At 62.7% G+C, this 21691-nt stretch carries 17 protein-coding genes and 1 tRNA gene; 5 read left to right on the top strand and 13 right to left on the bottom strand.

Translation table 11 applies throughout. The features are described from left to right. Positions 1-50 precede the first annotated feature (50 nt). The 13 genes from SFLMC1_RS01965 to SFLMC1_RS01905 form a co-directional block, all read right to left on the bottom strand. Entirely contained in the window at positions 51-863 is an 813-nt protein-coding gene (locus tag SFLMC1_RS01965) for a TIGR03936 family radical SAM-associated protein (protein ID WP_152073872.1), read from the bottom strand. Beyond that, positions 860-2737 (bottom strand): TIGR03960 family B12-binding radical SAM protein, encoded by a 1878-nt coding sequence (locus SFLMC1_RS01960; protein ID WP_152073873.1) that lies wholly within the window; start codon positions 2735-2737, stop codon positions 860-862. The genes SFLMC1_RS01965 and SFLMC1_RS01960 overlap by 4 nt, the downstream gene beginning before the upstream one ends. Positions 2738-2747: 10 nt before the next feature. After that, positions 2748-3677, bottom strand: coding sequence for a YcjF family protein (locus tag SFLMC1_RS01955; protein WP_152073874.1), 930 nt, complete (start codon positions 3675-3677; stop codon positions 2748-2750). Between the two features lie 18 nt (positions 3678-3695). Beyond that, the gene (locus SFLMC1_RS01950; RefSeq protein ID WP_152073875.1) at positions 3696-4922 is read right to left on the bottom strand and encodes an FtsW/RodA/SpoVE family cell cycle protein; all 1227 of its coding nucleotides are present in this window, start codon (positions 4920-4922) and stop codon (positions 3696-3698) included. A gap of 9 nt (positions 4923-4931) precedes the next feature. Next, a complete protein-coding gene (mrdA, locus tag SFLMC1_RS01945; protein WP_152073876.1) occupies positions 4932-7001 on the bottom strand; it encodes a penicillin-binding protein 2 in 2070 nt (689 codons plus the stop codon). 13 nt (positions 7002-7014) lie between these two features. Next, positions 7015-7581 (bottom strand): hypothetical protein, encoded by a 567-nt coding sequence (locus tag SFLMC1_RS01940; RefSeq protein ID WP_152073877.1) that lies wholly within the window; start codon positions 7579-7581, stop codon positions 7015-7017. A 13-nt stretch (positions 7582-7594) separates the two neighbouring features. Further along, positions 7595-8536: a rod shape-determining protein MreC gene (mreC, locus tag SFLMC1_RS01935; protein WP_152073878.1), complete on the bottom strand. Its 942-nt coding sequence runs from the start codon at positions 8534-8536 to the stop codon at positions 7595-7597. Positions 8537-8614: 78 nt separating this feature from the next. Further along, the gene (locus SFLMC1_RS01930; protein WP_006236061.1) at positions 8615-9646 is read right to left on the bottom strand and encodes a rod shape-determining protein; all 1032 of its coding nucleotides are present in this window, start codon (positions 9644-9646) and stop codon (positions 8615-8617) included. A gap of 127 nt (positions 9647-9773) precedes the next feature. Next, positions 9774-11069, bottom strand: a complete 1296-nt coding sequence (locus tag SFLMC1_RS01925; protein ID WP_226814236.1) for a tetratricopeptide repeat protein — start codon at positions 11067-11069, stop codon at positions 9774-9776. An 11-nt stretch (positions 11070-11080) separates the two neighbouring features. Next, on the bottom strand, positions 11081-11623 hold the full coding sequence (locus SFLMC1_RS01920) for a peptidylprolyl isomerase (RefSeq protein ID WP_152073879.1): 543 nt from the start codon (positions 11621-11623) through the stop codon (positions 11081-11083). Between the two features lie 105 nt (positions 11624-11728). Next, positions 11729-12883 carry a zinc ribbon domain-containing protein gene (locus SFLMC1_RS01915; protein WP_187323816.1) on the bottom strand — a complete coding sequence of 385 codons (1155 nt, stop codon included), beginning with the start codon at positions 12881-12883 and terminating at the stop codon, positions 11729-11731. Between the two features lie 216 nt (positions 12884-13099). After that, entirely contained in the window at positions 13100-15823 is a 2724-nt protein-coding gene (locus tag SFLMC1_RS01910; RefSeq protein WP_152073881.1) for an HAD-IC family P-type ATPase, read from the bottom strand. Positions 15824-15898: 75 nt separating this feature from the next. After that, positions 15899-15975 (bottom strand) — tRNA-Arg (locus SFLMC1_RS01905). A gap of 203 nt (positions 15976-16178) precedes the next feature. Between SFLMC1_RS01905 and aroF the strand changes: the two genes are divergently transcribed. Genes aroF through aroC form a run of 5 tightly spaced genes read left to right on the top strand, consistent with a single transcriptional unit; the run spans position 16179 to position 21677 of the window. Then, complete coding sequence (aroF, locus tag SFLMC1_RS01900) at positions 16179-17204, top strand: 3-deoxy-7-phosphoheptulonate synthase (protein WP_148331487.1); 1026 nt, start codon at positions 16179-16181, stop codon at positions 17202-17204. 3 nt (positions 17205-17207) lie between these two features. Then, a complete protein-coding gene (locus SFLMC1_RS01895; RefSeq protein WP_152073882.1) occupies positions 17208-18122 on the top strand; it encodes a prephenate dehydrogenase in 915 nt (304 codons plus the stop codon). 36 nt (positions 18123-18158) lie between these two features. Next, positions 18159-19265, top strand: a complete 1107-nt coding sequence (gene aroB, locus SFLMC1_RS01890) for a 3-dehydroquinate synthase (protein WP_152073883.1) — start codon at positions 18159-18161, stop codon at positions 19263-19265. Beyond that, positions 19259-20578, top strand: coding sequence for a 3-phosphoshikimate 1-carboxyvinyltransferase (gene aroA, locus SFLMC1_RS01885; RefSeq protein WP_152073884.1), 1320 nt, complete (start codon positions 19259-19261; stop codon positions 20576-20578). The genes aroB and aroA overlap by 7 nt, the downstream gene beginning before the upstream one ends. A gap of 1 nt (position 20579) precedes the next feature. Then, complete coding sequence (aroC, locus tag SFLMC1_RS01880) at positions 20580-21677, top strand: chorismate synthase (RefSeq protein ID WP_152073885.1); 1098 nt, start codon at positions 20580-20582, stop codon at positions 21675-21677. Positions 21678-21691: the final 14 nt, after the last annotated feature.

The raw sequence follows: 21691 nt of genomic DNA, 5'->3' as shown, positions 1-21691 counted from the left end.
GCATCAGTTAGTGCAACAGCCGAATATAGTAGCAGGCGATAATACCCCCGTCAACGAGTATGTGGAGCAAATCCACAAGTTCGCACAGGTATGGGGCTGACGAGTCGGCCCTCGTCGTCCTCGCATGCTTGATTCTGACGCTCGACATCGTAGGAGCAGATGGTCACGAGGTCTTGCATACCGGTGGAAACAATAGGTGCATCGACGCCCGGGGTCAAGCCATGCAACAAAACATCAGCAGCAGAAAGCAAAATCTCCGGACGCATGGAGCCCTCGTTGTCGGCATGGGTGTCGAGCATGAGCACCAGATGGTCCTCACACTCCCCCGTCGCGAGCTCATAGCCCACCAGTGTGTGGTCAAGGTCTAAGCGCTTACTCTTTTTGCCACGCGCATAGTCAATGCCATGGCCCGCGCGCAGTGTGTCGATCGCAACGCGCACCTCGTCGGCGCTCACGGGGGCTTCGGGGTCAAGGTGCAAGTCGATGCGGTACGACAGACGCGTAAGCTGAGCCGTCAGCGCCGGCGTGCGCACGTCGATGTAGGCAGCCTCGATGGGCGCCAAATCGGCCGGGGACGCCGCGGCCAGGCGCTCAAAGGCCTCATCAAGCGCGACGAACTCGGTCATAAACAGGTCATACCACTCACAGGTCGACGACGTGCCCACGGGCAGCGCCGACGAAAAGCCCACGCGCATATGCGGCGAGAAACCCTGCGTCACGGCATAGGGCAGGCCCGCACGGCGCACGATGCGCTCAATGGTGTGGATCAGTTCCAGATGGCCCAGGTACTTAAGGCGATCACGCTTGCCGTAGCGAACGCGCAACCTAAAGAGCGTGGAATTGTCGGTCAGGCGCTCACTCATGCGCGATCACCCATCAATACGTTCTTGGCGTGGAGCGTGGGACAGATTCCGCAGCCGGTGCACGACGTGCGGGTGCAATCGGGCGTCGTGACGCCCTCGAGCGAACGGCGGTATTCGCGCTCGAGGAAGCCGCGCGAACAGCCGGGGCTCACGTGCTCCCAGGGCAGGCGCCAGTCCAGCTCGTAGGGCAGGTGCACCAGCTCGTTAAGATCGATGCCGTTTTTGACAGCGGCCTCCTTCCAGTTGTCGAGCGAGAAGTGCTCCACCCAGGCGTCGAAGCGCGATCCCGCACGCCAGGCATCGATGATGACCGGCGTCATATCGCGGCCGGCACGGGAGAGCGCTGCCTCGATAAGCGAGGTCTCCGCATCGTGGCAGTGTACGCGAACGGCGCGGTTGCGCACACTCGTGATGAGCAGCTTCTGGCGGCGCTTGACGTCGTCGTAGTCGAGCTGCGGGCACCACTGGAAGGGTGTTGCCGCCTTGGGGATGAACACCGAAACCGAGATAGACACCGAGATAGACCCGCGGCGCGCCTTGGGCACCACGGAACGGCCGAGCTCCAGCACGTGATCGGCAAGATTGGCGATGGCCACGATGTCCTCGTCGCGCTCGCCGGGAAGGCCCATCATAAAGTAGAGCTTCATACGGTTCCAGCCGGCCTCGAAAGCTGCCTTGGCCGCGCGATCCAAGTCCTCCTCGGTCACATTCTTGTTGATGATGTCGCGCATACGCTGGCTGCCCGCCTCGGGCGCGAACGTCAGGCCGCCCTTCTTTTCGCCGGCGACCGACTCGGCCATATCAACGCCAAACGAATCCAAGCGCTGCGACGGAATGGACACGCGAATGCCCGTGTCCTCCAGACGGCGGTTGAGCCTACCGAGCACGTCGCGGATGCAGGAGTGGTCGGTCGTCGAAAGCGAGGTCAGCGACACCTCGTCATAGCCAGTCTTTTCCAAGCCCTGGATCACCGAGGACACGATCTGGTCGGCCGAGCGCTCGCGTACCGGACGATACGTCATGCCGGCCTGGCAAAAACGACAGCCGCGGGCGCAGCCACGCAGGATCTCGATAGACAGGCGATCGTGGACGAGCTGCGCATACGGCACGCACGACTGAGAAAGCGGATTGGTGGCACCAAAGTCCTCGACGACACGCTTGTAGACTACCGGCGGGACGTCCTTGCCCTCGCGCGACACGGTGTAGCCATGCGGCGAGCAGGGCTCGTCATAACGCACCTCATACAGGGACGGCACATAGGTACCGGCAACTGTCGCGAGCCGCTCGACAATCTGAGCGCGGGAGACGCCCTCGTCGCGCAAGCGGCGATGCAGCTGACAGATCTCGAGCAGCGACTCCTCGCCCTCGCCAATCAGGATGGCATCGAAGAATGCCGCGTACGGCTCGGGGTTATACACCGAGGGACCACCGGCGACGATGATGGGATCGTCCTCGGTTCGGTCGGCAGCCAACAGCGGAATGCCGGCGAGATCGAGCGCTTCGAGGAAGTTCGTCACAGCCATCTCGTGCGGCACGTGCATGCCGACGATATCGAACGATGCCACGGGCGCTGCGCCCTCGAGCGACAGCAGCGGAATCCCCGCCTCGCGCATGGCATCGCCCATATCGGGCCACGGCACGTAGCCGCGCTCGCAGGAAATGCCCTCGGCCTGATTAAGGATATTGTAGAGAATGGCGATGCCCTGGTTGGGCAGACCGACCTCATACACGTCCGGATAGATCATACAGCAGCGATAGTCGGCATCGGCCTTTGAGAGCGTGCCCCACTCGTGATCGATATAGCGACTCGGCTTCTCGACCTTGGCGAGCAACGGCTCGATCAGATGAAAACAGTCTTGGTATGGAACGCGCAACAGAAAACCCCTAAGCAGCGAGATCGGATGCATCCTCGAAAGGATTCATGGGACGGGTGGCACCGGCGACCGTGGTCACCAGATCGCGAACGCGGGAGAACGTGGCAGCGACTACCTCGTTGGCGCGGCTGTAGTCGACATCGCGCTCGTAGAGCGAAACGAGCGCACGGCCCATGCCATAGGTGCCCGCGGCAGCAGTGAGCGCCTTGACAGCAAAGCCAATGTGCGGCGTCTGCTTCACCAATGCGCGGGTGACGGCGCGAATCACCAGACCGCCGGCGAGCACGCCCGCGACCTCGTAGCCGCGCTCGGGCTTTATGCGGCGCCCAAAGATGGCCGCCAGCTCAAAGAGCATGCCCACCTGCGCCAGCGCCATCACGGGATAGTCGGCACCCGGCAAAAACACTAAGGCGCCCGTCGCCATGTTGGTGAGCGCGCACGAGGTAATGATGCGATTTGCCGCCGCGATGCGCATAAAGGCAAAGTTGGCGGCAAAAGCCGTCTCCTTGTCCGTACGATCGAGGATCCAGCGGGCAAGCGTCTCGAGCAGATAGGTCTTATCGATCGCCGCCACCACGCCGAGCATGGGCGTAGATTCCTCAACGAACGGCACCTCGACAGCGGACTCGGCAAGCACGCACACGGGCGCGCCGGCAATCACGAGCTCCTGCACAGCGCTCTCCAGGCGGTCGGATCCGCACGAGAGGACCAACACCACGTCGGTATCGGCCTTGGGAACGATACGGTCCTCCCCCAGGCGATCAACACGCACAATGCCCGAGGTCATCTGCGGCACAAAGGCATCGCGCACCGTCTCGACCAGAAAGCGGGACGCAGTCGAATCAAGGTAAACCGAGACACGCACCGGCGTATCGGTATCCTTCTTAACAGACGCGCCCATCTTAAAAGCGCTGGTCAACTTATCTACGGGAATCTTCATGGCAAACCCCTCCAGCGGTTACGCGGCGCCCGAACGATGCCGCCATATGGATTGTACGATACCCACCGTCAGCAACTGAATCATCATCGACGACGAACCAAAACTAATAAACGGTAGCGGAATACCGGTAATCGGCATCATGCCAATGCACATGCCGATGTTCTCGAAGGTCTGGAAAGCCCACATGCCGACGATACCAACGCACGATAAGCGCAAGAACAGCGACTCGCACTTAAAGGCAACGCGAATTGTCGAGAAGATCAACAGCACATAGAGGCACAGGAGCAAAAAGGAGCCGCAAAAGCCAAAGGTCTCGGACAGGAAGGCGAAGACGAAGTCGGTGTGAAACTCGGGTAGAAAGCCACCGACCGACTGCGTCGCGTGGCCCAGGCCCTTACCAAAGAAGCCACCCGACCCGACGGCAATGAGCGACTGCTGCAGGTTGTAGGCATTATCCGAATCGGCTTTGTCGGGATCGATGAAGACTGTCAGACGGTTCATCTGATACTGCTTGATAAGCACGTCGTGGCCAAGGAGCGAATCAAAGACCGAATCAAGCGCCAGGATGAGTGCAATCAAACCAACCAGCAGGGCCAAGGTCGACAGCACCCATTCACGGCGTGCGCCGCTCATGCAGATGACGATGGCACCCGAGACCAGCACAACCAGGCCCGAGCCCAGGTCGCCCATGGCGACGACGGCCAAAAACGGGATGGACAGCATGCCGCAGAGCTTGACGTAGTCGCGAACGGTATCGATGCGGCCGTTGTATTGCGAGCCTAGCGTGGCGATAAAGAAGATGGTGATGAGCTTGGCAAGCTCAACCGGCTGGAAGGTCAGGCCGATACCGGGGATCTTGATCCAGCCCGTCATGCCCAGACCGCCCGTATAGGACAGACCCGGAATCTTGGGCGAAAAGATCACGATCAGGTCGATGACGAGCAACGCCGTCGAGAAATTGGAAATACCGCGCAGGTCAGTGCGCCAGACCAGCACTGCCAGCACCGCCCCGATACCGATTCCCAGCAGATGGCGTGAGAACGAGGCATCGGCCTTAAACTGCGAGGCCGACCAAATGATGATGGCGCCATAGGCAACGAGCGCGACGGTAGCCAGCAGCACACCGATGTGTACCTTCTGGCGAAACGTGCCGCGCGAGGCCGAGAGCTGCTTGTTAACGCGGTCCAGGCTGCTGCGGGAGCCGGTCTTGGTTGAGCGGAACAGGTCCGCCGGCGAAAAATCCATCGCAACCTCCTATCGAACCGAAGAATCGCCCGTAGCCGATGAGGTATCGGGCTCGTCATAAATCACGCCGAGCACGTCGCGCACGACATGCATCGCGGTATCTGAGCCGCCGCCGCCCTGCTCCAGGACAGTAGCGATGACATACTTGGGATCATCGGCCGGTGCGTAGGCGCAAAACCATGCGTATTCGTCCTCGCCGCTTTTCTCGCCCGTGCCCGACTTGCCGTACACCTGCGGCGTCAGGCTGCTAAAGTGGGCGGCCAGCGACGTCGAGGCCGTGTAGATCACGTCGTGCATACCGTTGCGGACGAGCGCCAAGTCGGCATCGCTGTTGATCTTGGCCTCCAGGCGTTTCTTCTTGCCCTTGCCGTTGTACTTATAGGCATCGCCGTCGCCATCGCGCGACACAGCAGACAAAAACACGTGAGGCACGTACTGTTTGCCGCCGTTGGCAAGACCCATATAGGCACACGCCATCTGCAGGGGCGTCACCAAGATGTCACCCTGGCCGATGGCGATGTTCGTCATATCGCCGGCATTCCATTTGCGGTCCTCGGCAGAGGCATCGGTAAAGTACGACTCTTTCCATTCGGCATCGGGAATGCGGCCGGCACCCTCGCTTGGCAGGTCAATGCCGCAGGTCTTGCCCAGCCCCCAACGGCGAAAGACCTCCTGCAGACCCTCGGGGTGCTGGTCGTTGTAGAAAAATGCCTTGCCCATGTCGTAGAAGACGGGGTCGCACGAGTTGGCGATACCCGACTGCAGCGTCATGATGCCGTGGCCGGAGTGCAGCCAGCAATACTTGCCCCAAGCCTTGCCCAGGCCCGTCCAATAGCCCGTGCAGTTGGTCGTCTGCGTTGAAGTGTAGGTTCCAAACTCAAGACCGGCCAGTGCCGAGAGTGGCTTAATGGTCGAGGCCGACATGTACTGGCCGCTAATAGCGCGGTTGAGCAGCGGATGCGAGCCCTTATCGTCGTTGAGCTCGGTCCACACGTCGTTGGAGACGCCACCGATAAACACGGACGGATCAAACTTGGGCTCACTTGCCATGCCCAAAATCTCGCCATTGTTGGGATCGAGGCACACCACGGCGCCGTTGCCGGCATTGCTGTGGCCCGTGTTCTTGGCGAGTTCGATAGCACCCGCAAGCGCCGTCTCGCAGGCTTGCTGAATCTTGAGGTCGAGCGTGAGCTTAATGTCGGAGCCGGCCTTGGCGGGCACGGCGCCGGCCTGCCCGGTCACGTTGCCCGAGGCATCGACCTTCACCGTCTGCTCGCCGCGAATACCCTGCAGCAAGTTCTCGTAGTAGCTCTCGACGCCCGCCTGGCCCACGATATCGCCCGACTGGTACGTAATCTGACCGGCTGCGCTATCGTTATCGCCCGAAGCCTTCTTATTCTGCGCCTCGAGCTGTTCGGAGGTGATGGTACCGGTGTAGCCCAAAATGTGACAGGCCGTCTCGCCGTACGGGTACTGGCGCTCGGTGCGCTCGGCAATCTTCACGCCCGGGAACTCACCGGCATGCTCCTTGATATAGGCAACCGTGGAGCGGCGCACGTCCGTCGCGATGGTATGCAGGCTCTGAGCGCCCTCGGAATTGTCCTGGATATTGCGCAGGACCGCAACATAGGGCATACCGAGCACATTGGCAAGATGGCGCACCAGCACGGTGTCATCGGCCAGGTCGCGATAGGCGACGACGGCAAGCGAGGGACGGTTTTGCACAAGTGCCACGCCATTGCGATCAAGGATTCGCCCGCGCACAGCCGGCGTGGTGACGGTACGGGTCTGGTTGTTCTTGGCCTGCTTGTCGTAGTAGCCCGACGAGACCATCTGCATACCCCACAGCTTGACGGCGAGCGCTGCAAACATCGCGCCCACGCCAGTGGTGAGGATGGAGAAGCGACCCTTGAAGGCGGTAGCGGCGGTATTGCCCTCGCCCTCGGTAGCGCGCGGGGCCGTTCCATGCTGCGTATCGTAGGTAAAACGGGAATCGCCGCGGCGCATGATGACCAGCGCAACCACAATGGCCACGACCAGCACGATACCGGCGATGATGACCGTCATCTGGGAAGACATCTATGGGCCTCCCCTATTTGAGTTTGCGGGTCTTGGGCTTGAAGCGCATGCCCGCCTGACGACCACCGCGTGCGGAGAATCCGTAACCGGACTGCGGCACGACGCCGGACAGCAAAAACGGAATGGCAACCAGGCCCGTCAGGATCGAAGACGGCAGGGCGTGTCCAAAAACAGCCACCACAAAGCTCGTCTCCAGACCCATAAACAGCAAGATGATGCTGTAAACCACGTTGATGGCAAGTGCGAAGGCGCCCACGGTAATACCGCGCGCGCTCGGGGAGCCGCCCGTCTGACCGGCCGCGCTGTGTACCAGGGCAAAACTGCCCACCGTCAGCAGCAGCGACATAACGCCCACCGGAACGGCGGCGGAAAGATCATAGAACAGGCCACTGCAAAAACCGCAGACGACAGCCCGCGTGGGGTCGCCCGAGAACACACTCAGGCACACCAGGATAATCATGAAGTTGACGCGACCGCCCGCAATGGAGATCTGCGGTGCCAGGCCTGCCTGCAGAAGCACGCACACGATGGCGGCGATCACAAACGTGCGGGAGCTCGCCCCCTGCTCGTGTAGATCCATGGACACACCCTCCCTATTCGCTCGAGCCGGAATCGGTCGTCTCGGACGAGTCGGAGCTCTCGTCCGAACCCCCGTCCTTCGTCTTGGTCGCAGCGCCGCGCGAGGTGCCCTGCGGCGTGCTGTTAGCCGTGCTCACGTCCTCATCCGAAGCCGACTGCTCGTCGGTCAGCGAGGTGATGACGAGCACCTCCTCATTATTCTCTGCCGTGGTCTGGGCGCGTACGACGATGGTGTAATACACATCGTTGGCCGACTTCTCCACCGAGGAAACGGTGCCGAGCGGCAGGCCCTTGGGGAACACGCCGCCAATGCCAGAGGTCACGATGATGTCGCCCACTTTGACATCGGAGTCGACGCTCACGTACTCAAGGCGCAGGGTGCCATCGGGCTGGCCCTGCAGCATACCCTGGGCGCGCGTATCCTGCACCATAGCCGACACGCCCGAGTTCTCGTCACCGATCAGGCGCACAGTAGAGGTCTTGGCCGATACCTCGATAATCTGGCCGATAACACCGGCAGAACTCGTCACGGGCATGTTGATGGTAAGGCCGTCTGCAGAGCCCTTGTCGATGGTAACGGTCGAGGTCCAGGCATCGCCCGACGCACCGACAATACGAGCAGCGGTCGACTTAAGGTTGTAGGTCGATTGCAGCCCGACCAGGCCCTCCAGGCGCTCGGCAGTCTTTTGAGCCTCGGAAAGCTCGGCGACCTTAGAGGTCAGCACCTCGTTTTGCTTCTTGAGGTCGTCGAGCGACTCCTGCGAAGCCGTGAGGTTGGAGAACACGTTGCCGATCGCGTTGAAGGGAGCCGCCACGGCCGAGCCCACAAAGCGCACCGGCGAGGTAATCGTCGTCACACCCGAGCGCACGGCATGAATCGGCCCGGCCTCGCCCTCACGGATATAAAACGTGAGCAGCAACACCGAAATCAGGCTGAAAACAATCAACGGGCGCATACCCGTTGATTGTCGCTTGGTATTCAGATTTGGAGAGAAACCCGAAGATCGTGCCAAATGGAATCCACCTTTTGGAAATTAAGCATTGGTCTGGACGAAGCCACCGTCAAAGGCGTTGGCCTCGAGCACGCGGGCACAGCCGTTGACAACGTTATCGAGCGCCGTGGGGCTGACATTGACCGAAACGCCCGTCTCGTCGCGCAGGCGCACGTCGAGGCCGCGCAGCAGCGCGCCACCGCCGGTCAGCAGAATGCCGTAGTACATAAGGTCCGAGGCAAGATCGGGCGGCGTGGCGTCCAGAGCGTCCTTGACGGCCTTGGCCATCTCGTCGAGCGGCTTGTTAAGCGCGCGACGTATCTCCTCGCTCTCGATACGCACGGTCTTGGGCAGGCCCGTGATAACGTCGCGTCCGTTGACCTCGACATCGAGCTCATCCTTGAGCGGCACGGCGGAGCCGACCTTGATCTTGATGTCCTCGGCCGTGCGCTCGCCGATAGCCAGGTTGTAGGCATCGCGAACATGGGTGAGAATAGCCTGGTCGAACTCGTCGCCGGCAATGCGGATGGACTGCGACACGACAATCCCGCCCATAGCGATAACGGCGACCTCGGTGGTGCCGCCGCCGATATCGATGACCATGGAGCCCGTGGGCTCCTCGACGGGTAGGTCGGCGCCGATGGCAGCCGCCATGGGCTCCTCGATCAGGTAGGCCTGACGAGCGCCGGCCTGGATCGTGGCCTCAAAGACGGCTCGCTTCTCGACCGACGTCACTCCGGAGGGAACGCAGACGACGACGCGCGGACGCGGAGTCCACGGATAGCGCTTCTCGGAAGCCTTGTCGATAAAGTACCGAAGCATGGCCTCGGTGACATCGAAGTCGGCGATGACGCCGTCCTTAAGGGGGCGAACGGCCACGATGTTGCCGGGCGTGCGGCCGAGCATACGCTTGGCCTCGATGCCGACTGCCAGGATGCGCTCGTCGTTCTTGTCGATAGCGACAACGGAGGGCTCGCGGATGACGATGCCCTTGCCGCGCACGGAGACGAGCGTATTGGCGGTACCGAGGTCGATAGCGAGATCGCCCGCATAGCTACCGAAGAACATATCCATCAAAGAAAACAACGCAACTCCTGATGTGTTGGATGATTGCTGGAAGACTACTAGCCCATCATACTAGCGCAAGCCCGGCACCTCACTTGCGGTGAAGCGCCGGGCAGAGCCAAATCTCATAAGGTCACTACTGCTTGTCAGCGGCCGGGAAATCGATATCGAAGGAGGAAACGGCCCAACCGATATGGTTGTCGGAGCGCACGAATTTAACGGTGTACTCCTGCTCGCCGCCCTTGGACAGCGAAGCCTTCACCTTGGCGGTGGTCTCGGTCATGGACTGATCCATACCCTCGATCGAGACGGTGGCGCCCTGCGGGATCGAGGAGATAATCATCGACTTGGCGTCCTCGGACAGGCTCGAGGCCAGGCAGGACTCGGCCTTGGCGGTATCGCCGTCACCGGCAGCCTGGAACAGGTCGGTGATGACGGACTCCTGCGAAGGGTAGCCCATACCGCGCGTATAGGCATAGCCAAGACCACCGGCAGCGATCACGATGAGCAGAAGTAGCACCAGGAAGATCTTAAGACCCGTGTGGCGGTGGCGACGACGAACCTTGGCCTGTTTGCGGTCCTGCTGGACCATCTCGGACTCGGACAGCGTAAAGAAGCCGGTGTCAGAGGGGTCGGGCATAAACTGACCGGTCGCACCCGTGGGATCGAGCGGGTCGACAGTGGGAGCATCCATCGCGGGAGCCGGAGCCGTGGCCATGGCCGTCTGGGCCGAAAGCGCGTCAAGCGAGTCGTGCACGCGGGCAAGCTCGTCGGCCTGCTCGGGCGTGAGCTGGTAGATGCCGTCGGCGGTAGCGGCGTTAAAGGCATCGAGCGCATCGGAGGGACGGCCGGCGGCGGAAAGTGCTTGGCCCATGCCGGCGTTGAGGGCGCGCGTATCGTCGCGCGGGCCGGCAAAGTCGATAGCCGTGCGGTAAGTCTCAACGGCGTCCGCGGGGCGGCCGAGCTTGATGAAGCAGCGGCCCAGATCGCCGAGGGCGGCGGCAGGAGCCGGGTTGGCGCCGTCGATGGCAGCCTGACGGAAGGCGGTACCGGCGTTGGCATAGTCGCCCGACTGGAACAGCGCATTGCCCAGACCCAGGTAGGCCTTAAACGGTGTGGCGTAGGAGGCGTCCTGGGTAGCTGCAGAGAAGGCCTGGGCGGCCGTGGTGTAGTCGCCCGCCGCGGCGAGTGCCTTGCCGCGGTTGGTGAGCAGGGCGCCGCGCTTGCCATAGGCGCCGTCGTTGAGGGCGGCGGCGTAGGCCTCGGCGGCCTCGGCGTACATGCCCAGATGCATCAGGGCGTTGCCGCGCAGATGGTCGGCCTCACCCATGATCTCGTCGGGAGTCTTTGCCGCGCCAAGCATCTGGGCGGCAGCGGAAAAATCACCCGCGCGATAAGCGGCGCGGCCCTGTTGGATCAGCTGGCTATTCAAGGAAGTCCCCTTTACTCGTGAACGATCTCGACGTGAACGATCTCGTCGCCGGCGCGCAGCTGCGAGATGACGTCGAGGCCCTCGACCGTGGTGCCAAAGACGGTATAGCCGGAGTCGAGGTTGTGCTGGGCACCCAGGCAGAAGTAGAACTGAGAGCCCGCGGAATCGGGATCCATGGAGCGGGCCATGGCAAGCGCACCGTCAACATGGCTGTTGCGCGGATTGGTGGCAAACTCGCCCTTGATGCAGTAGCCGGGGCCGCCGGTACCGGGCATGCCGTCGGGACCCTCAAGGCCGGCAGCGACGTCGGCGCCGGACATATCGCGGGTATTGGGGTCGCCGCCCTGGATCACAAAGCCGGGCACATAGCGATGGAACTTAAGGCCGTCATAGAAGCCCATCGTGGAAAGCTCGCAGAAGTTCGCCACATGGATGGGGGCGCCCTCACCGTCAAACCTGACCTTGATGGTGCCCTTCGACGTCTCGATCACCGCGCGCTCGTCACCGACGAGCTGGTACTCGGGCGTATAGAGCTCTTTCTTAAAACCAAACATGTGGTTCCTTCCTCGTGCGTTTAAAGCATATTTGTACGAATTGTAGCAATAAGCACGGGCTTCCATCAATTGCGCACGCAGGTTATGCCGCCGGAGGGCAACAAATTACGAGCGCTGCTGCGGCTTCCATGCGCTCACGTTGGCGTCGTACTGGTTCAGCGCGCTGTTGGCGCCTTGCGCGATGGGCGCCAGGATCTCGCTCTGACGGGCGCTCAGCGACTCGCCGTCGGGAATGGACAGCGAGATATCCCAGCTCTGGCAGATCACGTCGACACGCTCGTACATCCACTGGGCAAGCTGCTTTAGATGATCGATGTCCTCCGCATAGGCCGTGTCGTCTTGAACCTTGAGGTTGTTGAGCTCATCCTGGGTCTTTTTAATCTGATCGCGTAGGGCATAGGCGCTCTGCGACAGCTCCTGGCGGGTGGAGAGCGGTGTACGCAGATAGCCGTTATTAAACGAATCGATGACCTCACCGATCTGATCCTCGTCGCTGTACGACACGATGGTCTGGTACAGGCCGTCGAGTCTGGTGTAGAGCTGGTCGTCGGTTAAGACGGTCTCCTTTTGAACGGCCTCGGACGCATCCTCTTGCTTGGACTCTTTCTCGGCGGCCTCGCCCTTTTGGCGCGACGGGAAGGTGGTCTTGGCAGCCTGGCCAAACTGGTCGTAGAAGCCGGGCATGACGCCCATGGGATCGGCAGTCACAAACCAATACGCACCACCGCACACGGCGGCGAGCACCGCGATGACGATGAGCGGTTTGGGGATATGGCGCTTGTGCTTGTGATAGGCATCCTCGTCGGGGTGAGCCTTGCGCTTGGGCTTTTGTTTTTTGGGCTGGGCATCATCGCGCAGGGACACCGGCGCGGGGATATCGACCTTGGGGATGCCAAAGTCCTTATCGAAGGCAGGCAGCACGCAGGTCTCGTTGGGGTCGGCTGCATCGGAGAGCACCGCGGCGGCAGATGCCGGTGCGTGGGGCACCTCGGTATCGATCTGTTCCTGCGTCAGGCGCGGAAAGCCGGCCGTGCGCCCTGCGGCCAGGTCGGATGCGGCCGTGTTCTCGGAAAGGATGCCTGGCGCGGGGCGACCGCACTTGGGACAGGTACGGTCATGCGGGGACAGACGGGCGCCGCAGCCGTCGCAGAACACGAACTCGGTATGCTCGGGGCCATCGCCCGGACCAACGTATGCGTTGCAATAGGGGCAGAACGAGGCGCCGTCCTCGATGGTCTTTAGGCAATGCGGGCAGATCACGGCATCCTCTTTCCGAAGCAATTCAAACAATTGAGGTTAGAGCATAACATCGCCACGGCCCCACAAGCGCAAGGCACCAATTCAACATCGCTAAGGTAGCTAATTTGGGACGGGGCTTTTTTAGCTGCCCTGCCGCCAATTGGCCAAATCGATCGCGTCATCAACTAGGGCAGCCAAAAAAGACCCGTCCCAAATTAGCTACCCTGTGAGGTGTGGTTACTTTTTCTTTTTGCTTGGCATCGAGACTTTGATGCCCTGGGCCGATTTGGTCACGCGGGAACGCTTGGCAACGGCGCTCTTCTTATTCTTGGGCTGGGTCTGGGCCACGCCCTCGAGTGCACGGGCCTCGGCCTCGCGGACAGTGCGCGCCTCACGGCGCTGCGCCATATCGGCGGCAACGCGCTTGGCAAAACGCTCGGCGGTCGATCCCGTCGAGCTCACCTTGCCGCCGCCGCGACCCAGGCGAACGCGCACGCCACGGCCAAAACCGGTAGCCGCATGACGGCGACGGGGCTTGAGCGAGTCCATCATCGTGGCAAGCTTAAAGAACACCGCACAGGTAAAGACGACGATAACCGCCAAGATGACAATCTGACCCATCGACAGGTTGGCGATGGACAGCAGCCCCGGGAACCCGATAACGCCCGTCAAAATACCAGCGATGACAAACACGAAAAGCACCACGCGCAAGGGCGTGAGCGGCTGCGAGATGCGCCAGATCAGGCTGACGCTCGCCGCGCACGACGTGAGCAGGCACATGGTCGAAAGCGTAAGCTGGCTAAAGCCAAATACGCGCGCCACAAAGATATCGAGCGCCGCGGCCAAAATGACCGCAATCGACGCCGGCAGCGCACGCTTAAGCACGTTGGTCAAGAACGACCCCTTCACGCGGGCGTTGTTGGGCTCCAGGCCCAGCACAAAGCCCGGCGCGCCGATGCAGAAGAAGTTGATGAGCGTCATCTGAATGGGCTCGAAGGGATACGGCGGCAGCGCGATGCACAGCGCCGCCAGGCCCATCGAGAAGAGCGTCTTGGTCAGAAAGAGCGCGGCAGAGCGCTGCAGGTTATTGATAGAACGACGGCCCTCTGCCACCACAGCGGGCATCGAGGCAAAGTCGTTATCGACGAGCACGATCTCGGCCACATTGCGCGCGGCATCGGAGCCGGCGGCCATCGCCACGGAGCAGTCGGCCTCCTTGAGCGCCAGCACGTCGTTGACGCCGTCGCCCGTCATGGCCACGGTGTGCCCGCGGCGTTTGAGCGCCTGTACGAGCTCGCGCTTCTGCTGCGGCGTCACACGCCCAAAGACGTGATAGCGGTCCACCGCCGCATCGAGCTTGGCAGGCGTATCGAGGGTCGTGGCGTCCACGTAAGCGTCGGCGCCCGGCACGCCCACCACGCGCGCGATCGACGACACCGTACGCGGGTCGTCGCCGCTGATCACGTTGAGGGTCACGCCCTGCTCGTTAAAGTAGCCGATGGTCTCGGCCGCCGAGGTACGGATCTCGTCACGGATGGTCACAAAGCCCACGGGCTCGGCCTCGCCCACCATATCGCCGTCGGGCGTAAAGCCGTCCACGCGCGCCACCACGAGCACACGGCAGGTATCGGCGAGCTCGGCCACACGATTCTCGACCTGCGCAAATGCGCGATCAGAGAGCACAAACTGCGCGGCGCCCATCACATAGGAGCCCTGCGCAAACGACGCGCCGCTCCACTTTTTGGACGACGAGAACGGAATGACCGACAGCGGCTCGGACACCTCGACCGGACGATCGGCGTAATAGTTAAGCAGCGCCTGGCAGGTCTCGTTGGCATCTGCCGAGGTCGCACGCGCCACGTTGGAGAGCGCGAAGTCGAGCACCGTGGTCTCGACGGGAACAGCTGCCTCGTCCGCGTCCGCGCCAAAGCCAACACCCTCAACAGGCAGCGGGTAGGTGCCCTCGACCTCCATACGGCCCGAGGTAATGGTGCCCGTCTTGTCCAGGCACAGCACGTCGACGCGCGCGAGCGTCTCGATGCAGTAGAGCTGCTGTGCCAGCACCTTGCGACGCGCCAGGCGCACCGTGGCAATCGCGAGCACCGACGAAGTCAGCAGCACCAGGCCCTGCGGAATCATGCCCAGCAGGGCACCCACCGTGGACAGCAGCGCCGAAGAAGGCACACGACCCGCCAGCAGCTCGGAGAAGCTCCAGGAAAGCGCGCTATCGCCCGGGGATCCCGCGGCATCCCACAGCTCGGTCACACTCGAGGAAAAGAGCGCCAGACCAAGCGGAATCATGATAATGCTCGCGAACCGCACGATGGCGTTCAGCGCGTTCATGATCTCGGAATTGACCTTTTTGACGTACTTGGCCTCGTTGTTGATCTTTGCCACGTAGTTATCGGCGCCGACATGGATCACGCGGGCGCGCAGCAGGCCCGAATCGATAAAGCTACCGCTCATGAGCTCGGAGCCCGGTTGTTTCTTAATGAGGTCGCTCTCGCCCGTCAGCAGGCTCTCGTTGACGAGCGCCTCGCCCGACACCACCACGGCGTCGGCGGGAATCTGGTCGCCGCGCCCCAGGCGAATGATGTCGTCGAGCACGATCTGGTCCAGGTCGAGCTCCACCTCGGCGCCGTCGCGCACCGCGATGGCCTTCTTAGAGGTGAGCAGCGTAAGCTTGTCGACCATCCGCTTGGAACGCATGGACTGGATGACACCAATTGCCGTGTTCAAGAACACCACGAACAGGAACGTCAGGTTCTTAAACGAACCGGTCAGCAACACTAAAATCGCCAAGACCACGTTGATCAAGTTAAACAGCGTGCAGAGGTTCTCGATGATGAGCTCGCGGACCGACTTGGTCTTGAGCTCCATGTTGCGGTTGATCTTACCGGCGGCGATGCGCTCCTCGACCTCGGCGGTCGAGAGTCCGCGCTCGATATCCGTTGCTGCCATACCACGTCCCATCACGTCGCGTCGGTATAAGAAAACCGCCCGGACCATGCGAGGTTCGGACGGTCTTACGTTCGATGGTGCCCCATGTTGGATTCGAACCAACGGCCTTCTGCTCCGGAGGCAGACGCTCTAATCCCCTGAGCTAATAGGGCGAACGGTAGGCATTATACCCAAGTGCGCCGCGGGCTAACAAAATAATAGAAAAAGCTTTGCAATTACGCGGGAGACGCGCCGCGAGGGCGCGCTTTAGACGGCAAAAGCGAGTCAGATAGTATAAACTCACATGCACCATATAATACGGCTCGCGATGCGGGCCGTTTTTGCAAGGGCCATCCATCGAGGTGAGAGGCACACCATGATTGCAATTTTAAAGCAGAGCGCCAGCGACGAGGCCGTAAGCCACATTGTTAGCTGGATCGAGAAAAAGGGACTCAAGACTGACGTCTCGCGCGGCGAGAACGAGACCATCATCGGCCTGGTGGGCGATACGACCAAGATCGACCCGTTCCTGCTCGAGTCCATGGACGTCGTCGAGCGCGTGCAGCGCGTCTCCGAGCCGTTCAAGCGCGCCAACCGCAAGTTCCACCCCGAGGACTCCGTCATCGACTGCGGCCACGGCGTCAAGATCGGCGGCGACCAGTTCCAGGTCATCGCCGGCCCGTGCTCCGTCGAGGGCGAGAACCTCATCCGCATCGCCCGCCGCGTGAAAGCCGCCGGCGCCACGATGCTGCGCGGCGGCGCCTACAAGCCCCGCACCTCCCCGTACGCCTACCAGGGCATGGGCCCCGCCGGCCTGGACCTGCTGTGCGAGGCATCCGCCGAGCTCCACATGCCGATCGTCACCGAGATCATGGACCCGCGCGACGTGCAGGTCTTCCTCGACAAGAAGATCGACGTCATGCAGATTGGCGCTCGGAACGCCCAGAACTTCCCGCTGCTCAAGGAGGTCGGCAAGACGCAGACCCCGATCCTGCTCAAGCGCGGCATGTCCGGCACCGTCGACGAACTGCTTATGGCGGCCGAGTACATCATGAGCGAGGGCAACGACAACGTCATCCTGTGCGAGCGCGGCATCCGCACCTTCGAGACCCGCACCCGCAACACCTTCGACCTCAACGCCGTGCCGGTGCTGCACCACCTGTCGCACCTGCCTGTCGTCGCCGACCCCAGCCACGCCACCGGTTACACGCGCTATGTTGAGCCCATGGCGCTCGCCGCGACCGCCTGCGGAGCCAACGGTCTGGAGATCGAGGTCCACGACGACCCGAGCCACGCTTGGTCCGACGGTGCTCAGGCCCTCACCCCCGACCAGTTCGACGACACCATGCGCCGCATCCGCGCCATCCGCGAGGTCGTCTGCCAAGAGACCGTTCAGGAGTAGCCCATGGGTACGGTGAGAAACGCACGCGTTAACCAAGGTGGCCCCAAGTGCGCCGGCATCGTGGGCCTGGGCCTCATCGGCGGCAGCTTTGCCCGCGGCTATGCGCAGGCGGGCGTCCGCGTGCTGGCCTGGGACCCCGATGACGACGTCATGACGGCCGCCAGCATGGGCACCGTTGCCGGCGAGCTCAACGACGAGACGCTCGGCGAATGCGACATCATCGTGCTGGCATGCTACCCAGAGGCCTGCATCGAATGGCTCGAGGCGCACGCCCAGGCACTCGCCGACGCCACCGATACCGAGGCCATCATGGGCCCCGTGGTGATCGACACCGTGGGCGTCAAGGCTATCGTGTGCGAGCGCGCCTTTGAGCTTGCCCGCGAGCACGGTTTTTACTTTGTGGGCGCGCACCCCATGGCGGGCACGCAGTTCTCGGGCTACGCACATTCCCGCGCCGACCTGTTCCAGGGCGCACCGCTCGTGCTTGTACCGCCCGCGGTGGACGACGCACTTAAGCTGGAGCTTTTGGGCCAGGTGCGCGAGATGGTACGTCCCCTGGGCTTTGGCAAGTTCAGCGTAACGAGTGCCGCCGAGCACGACTGCGTCATCGCCTTTACGAGCCAGCTCGCGCACGTCGTCTCCAACGCCTACGTTAAGAGCCCGACCGCTCAGGTCCACCACGGCTTTTCGGCCGGCAGCTACCGAGACCTCACCCGCGTGGCGCACCTCAATCCGCAGATGTGGTCTGAGCTCATGATCGACGACGCCGATGCGCTCGCCTTCGAGATCGACCATCTGATCGACTCGCTCGCCGCCTACAGCCGTGCCCTTAAGGACCGCGACCAGCGCTATCTGGAGAATCTCCTTGCCGAGGGCGACCGCATCAAGCGCGCGCTCGACGACGAGGCCTCCCACTAGACCACCCATCACGCCAGGTCGAAAGGACCGAAGCTTATGGCGATTACCATCGATATCGACACCGCACGCCCCTACCAGGTGCATGTGGGCACGTTTTTGCTGGAGCAGGCAGGTCCACTCGTACGCGCCACCGCCGGCGGCGCCCGCGCCGTCATCGTAACGGACACCAACGTAGGCCCCCTCTATCAGATGCCCGTTAAGCAGAGCCTCGAATCCGCAGGCTACGAGGTGAGCATCTGCACCTTCGAGGCCGGCGAGGCCCATAAGCGTGCCGAGACCTACGTTGCCATCTTGGAGTTTGTGGCCGAGCACGAGCTTTCGCGCTCCGACGTGATCGTGGCGCTCGGCGGCGGCGTCGTGGGCGACGTGGCGGGCTTTGTTGCCGCCACCTACATGCGCGGCTGCAAGTTTGTGCAGATTCCCACAAGCCTGCTCGCCATGGTGGATTCGTCGGTCGGCGGCAAGACGGCCATCGACCTGGCAGCCGGCAAGAACCTGGCCGGCGCCTTTTGGCAACCAAGTGTTGTCATCGCCGACGTGGGATGCCTGGCCACCCTCACGCCCGAGCAGTTCGCCGACGGCTGCGGCGAGGTCGTCAAGCACGCCGTGATCGCCGACCCCGAGCTCTTCGCCGAGCTGGAGAAGACCCCGCTCACGCTTGAGCTGCTCAACCGCGACGTGGCCCGTGTGGCGCTCATCATCGCCCGCAATATCGACATCAAGCGCGCCGTGGTCGTTGCCGACGAGCGCGAAACCAATCAGCGCAAGCTCCTCAACTTTGGCCACAGCGCCGGGCACGCCGTCGAGGCCTGCGAGCACTATGAGCTCGGCCACGGCAACTGCGTGTCGATTGGCATGCGCATCATCACGCGTGCCGCAGCCCTGCATGGCATCTGCGATGCTGCACTGCCCGGTCGTATTGAGGAGCTTTGCGCCCGCCATGGCCTCAAGACCCGCTGTGACCTAGATGCCGATGCCGTCTTTGCCGAGGCACTCCACGACAAAAAGCGCGCGGGCGACACCATCGACCTGGTAATTCCGCACGGCATTGGCCGCTGCAGCATCGACCGCACGCCGCTTTCCACCTTCCACGATTTAATTGCCGAGGGCCTCGGCCAGAAGAGAGACGCATCCGCATGTTAGCCCGCATCACCCCCTCCCCGCTCAAGGGCACTGTTCCCGCCATCGCGTCCAAATCGATGGCGCATCGCCTCATCATCTGCGCCGCGCTTGCCAACGGCGAGACGCACGTCGCCTGCAATACCACCTGCGCCGATATCGAGGCCACGGTGCGCTGCCTCACGGCGCTCGGCGCCCGCATCGAGATCGTCGAGGACGGCTTCCAGGTCCACCCCACCATGAAGAGCGTTGAATTTGGCCTGCTCAAGGCCCTTGCCGGCGGCACGCTCGACTGCGGTGAGAGCGGCTCCACGCTGCGCTTTATGCTGCCTGTCGCCTGCGCGCTGGGCGCGGAGGCCACCTTCGTGGGCCAGGGCCGCCTGGGCGCCCGCCCGCTCTCCCCACTCTCGGACGAGATCATTGCCGCCGGTTGCGACCTGCAGGGGCTGGGCGGTTTTCCGCTCAAGACGAGCGGCCGCATGCGCCCGGGCACCTTTGTGCTCCCGGGCAACGTGAGCTCGCAGTATATCTCCGGCCTGCTGCTGGCAGCCCCGCTGCTGGCCCAGCCCTCCTGCGTGCAGGTAACCGGCCTCATCGAGAGCCGCCCCTACATCAACCTGACGATCCAGGCCATGAAGGCCTTCGGCATCGAGGTCAACGTCGAGCGTATTCCGGCCAAGGACGGCCAGCCCGAGGTCACGAACTTCCGCGTGAACAGCGGCTCGTACCGCACGCCCGGCAGCGCAATCGTCGAGGGCGACTGGTCCAACGCCGCCTTTTGGCTGTGCGCCGGCGCCATCGGCACCGACCCCATCACCGTGGAGGGCGTGTCGCTGAGCTCCGCGCAGGGCGACCGCAACGTGCTCGCCGCGCTTTCGCGCTTTGGCGCCCGCATCGTGCGCTCCACCAACGCCGCCACCGTGCAGTCCGACAAGCTCGCTGGCTTTGAGATGAGCGCCCACGATATCCCCGACCTGGTGCCCGTTATCTCGGCCGTTGCCTCGCTGGCACAAGGCCGCACGTTCATCCGTGACTGCGCGCGCCTGCGCATCAAGGAATCCGACCGCCTGGTCACCACCACCCGCGAGCTTAGCGCCCTGGGCGCGCAGGTGCGCATTGCCGGCGACGACCTCATCATCAAGGGTGTCGATGCCTTTACCGGCGGCGAGGTCGATTCGCACAACGACCACCGCATCGCCATGATGGCCGCCATCGCCGCAAGCCGCGCCACCGGCGAGGTCGTGATCCACGGCGCCGAGGCCGTCAACAAGTCCTATCCCGATTTCTTCGACCACTACCGCCTGTTGGGCGGCAAGGTCACGCTCGAGGAGGAATAGCATGTCCTCGACCTTTGGCAACGTCTTGCACGTAAGCATCTTCGGCCAGTCGCACTCCCCCGCCATCGGCTGCTCGCTCGATGGCATTCCGGCAGGTATCGCCGTTGACCAGGAGCAGCTGCAGGCCTTCCTCGACCGTCGTGCCCCCGGCCGTGACGAGACCGCGACCAAGCGCCGCGAGGCCGACGCCGCCCACATTATCGCCGGCATAGTTGATGGACACACCACGGGTGCGCCTATCGCCGCGATCATCGAGAACACCAACACGCGCTCCAAGGACTACTCCGAGCTGCGCCGCAAACCCCGCCCGGGCCATGCGGATTTCCCGGCACGAGTGAAGTACCACAACATGCACGACGTCGCCGGCGGCGGACACTTCTCCGGCCGCCTGACGGCGCCCCTGTGCATCGCCGGCGGCATCGCGCTGCAGGCGCTTGAGGCCCGTGGCATTCAAGTCATGGCGCACGTGGCGCAGATCGGCGGCATCTCCGACTTGCCCATGGACGACATGGTCTATCGCGAGGCCGACCGCAAGGCGATTCTCGAGAACGACCTGCCGTGTATTGACGCCGCTGCAGCCGGTCGCATGCGCGAGGAGATTCTGGCCGCGCGCGACGAGCTCGACAGCATCGGCGGCATCGTGGAGTGCGGTATCTACGGCCTGCCCGTGGGCATCGGCGACCCCATGTTCGACGGCATCGAGAGCCGCATCGCGCAGATCGCGTTTGGGATTCCCGCCGTGAAGGGCGTGGAGTTTGGCATGGGCTTTGCCGTCGCCGCCATGCGCGGCAGCGAGAACAACGATCCGTATCGCATCGACACCGATACCGGCAAGATCGAGGTCGAGTCCAATAATGCCGGTGGCATCCTGGGCGGCATTTCGACCGGGGCACCCGTCATGTGGCGCATGGCTGTAAAGCCCACGCCCTCCATCGGCCGAGAGCAGCAGACGGTGGACATGGACGCCATGGAAAATGCCGAGCTCTCGGTCCACGGCCGCCACGATCCCTGCATCGTCCCGCGCGCCGTCCCCGTAGCCGAAGCAGCCGCAGCGCTGGCCATCTGGGACGCCCTCCTAGAAGACGCTGCACAGCGTTAGTCCACCAACCCCAA

It is taken from the genome of Collinsella aerofaciens (assembly GCF_901212495.1).
Classification (GTDB): Bacteria; Actinomycetota; Coriobacteriia; order Coriobacteriales; family Coriobacteriaceae; genus Collinsella; species Collinsella aerofaciens_H.
Note: the sequence above shows the minus strand (reverse complement) of the source record. Positions and strands in the feature narration are given on the sequence as shown.

Coding starts and splice junctions, on each gene's coding strand:
- SFLMC1_RS01910 (WP_152073881.1), bottom strand. CDS start 15,823: ATGGCAGCAACGGATATCGAGCGCGGACTCTCGACCGCCGAGGTCGAG.
- aroC (WP_152073885.1), top strand. CDS start 20,580: ATGTCCTCGACCTTTGGCAACGTCTTGCACGTAAGCATCTTCGGCCAG.
- mrdA (WP_152073876.1), bottom strand. CDS start 7,001: ATGTCTTCCCAGATGACGGTCATCATCGCCGGTATCGTGCTGGTCGTG.
- SFLMC1_RS01920 (WP_152073879.1), bottom strand. CDS start 11,623: ATGTTTGGTTTTAAGAAAGAGCTCTATACGCCCGAGTACCAGCTCGTC.
- aroA (WP_152073884.1), top strand. CDS start 19,259: ATGTTAGCCCGCATCACCCCCTCCCCGCTCAAGGGCACTGTTCCCGCC.
- mreC (WP_152073878.1), bottom strand. CDS start 8,536: ATGCGCCCGTTGATTGTTTTCAGCCTGATTTCGGTGTTGCTGCTCACG.
- SFLMC1_RS01965 (WP_152073872.1), bottom strand. CDS start 863: ATGAGTGAGCGCCTGACCGACAATTCCACGCTCTTTAGGTTGCGCGTT.
- SFLMC1_RS01940 (WP_152073877.1), bottom strand. CDS start 7,581: ATGGATCTACACGAGCAGGGGGCGAGCTCCCGCACGTTTGTGATCGCC.
- SFLMC1_RS01930 (WP_006236061.1), bottom strand. CDS start 9,646: ATGGATATGTTCTTCGGTAGCTATGCGGGCGATCTCGCTATCGACCTC.
- SFLMC1_RS01950 (WP_152073875.1), bottom strand. CDS start 4,922: ATGGATTTTTCGCCGGCGGACCTGTTCCGCTCAACCAAGACCGGCTCC.
- aroF (WP_148331487.1), top strand. CDS start 16,179: ATGATTGCAATTTTAAAGCAGAGCGCCAGCGACGAGGCCGTAAGCCAC.
- SFLMC1_RS01895 (WP_152073882.1), top strand. CDS start 17,208: ATGGGTACGGTGAGAAACGCACGCGTTAACCAAGGTGGCCCCAAGTGC.
- aroB (WP_152073883.1), top strand. CDS start 18,159: ATGGCGATTACCATCGATATCGACACCGCACGCCCCTACCAGGTGCAT.
- SFLMC1_RS01955 (WP_152073874.1), bottom strand. CDS start 3,677: ATGAAGATTCCCGTAGATAAGTTGACCAGCGCTTTTAAGATGGGCGCG.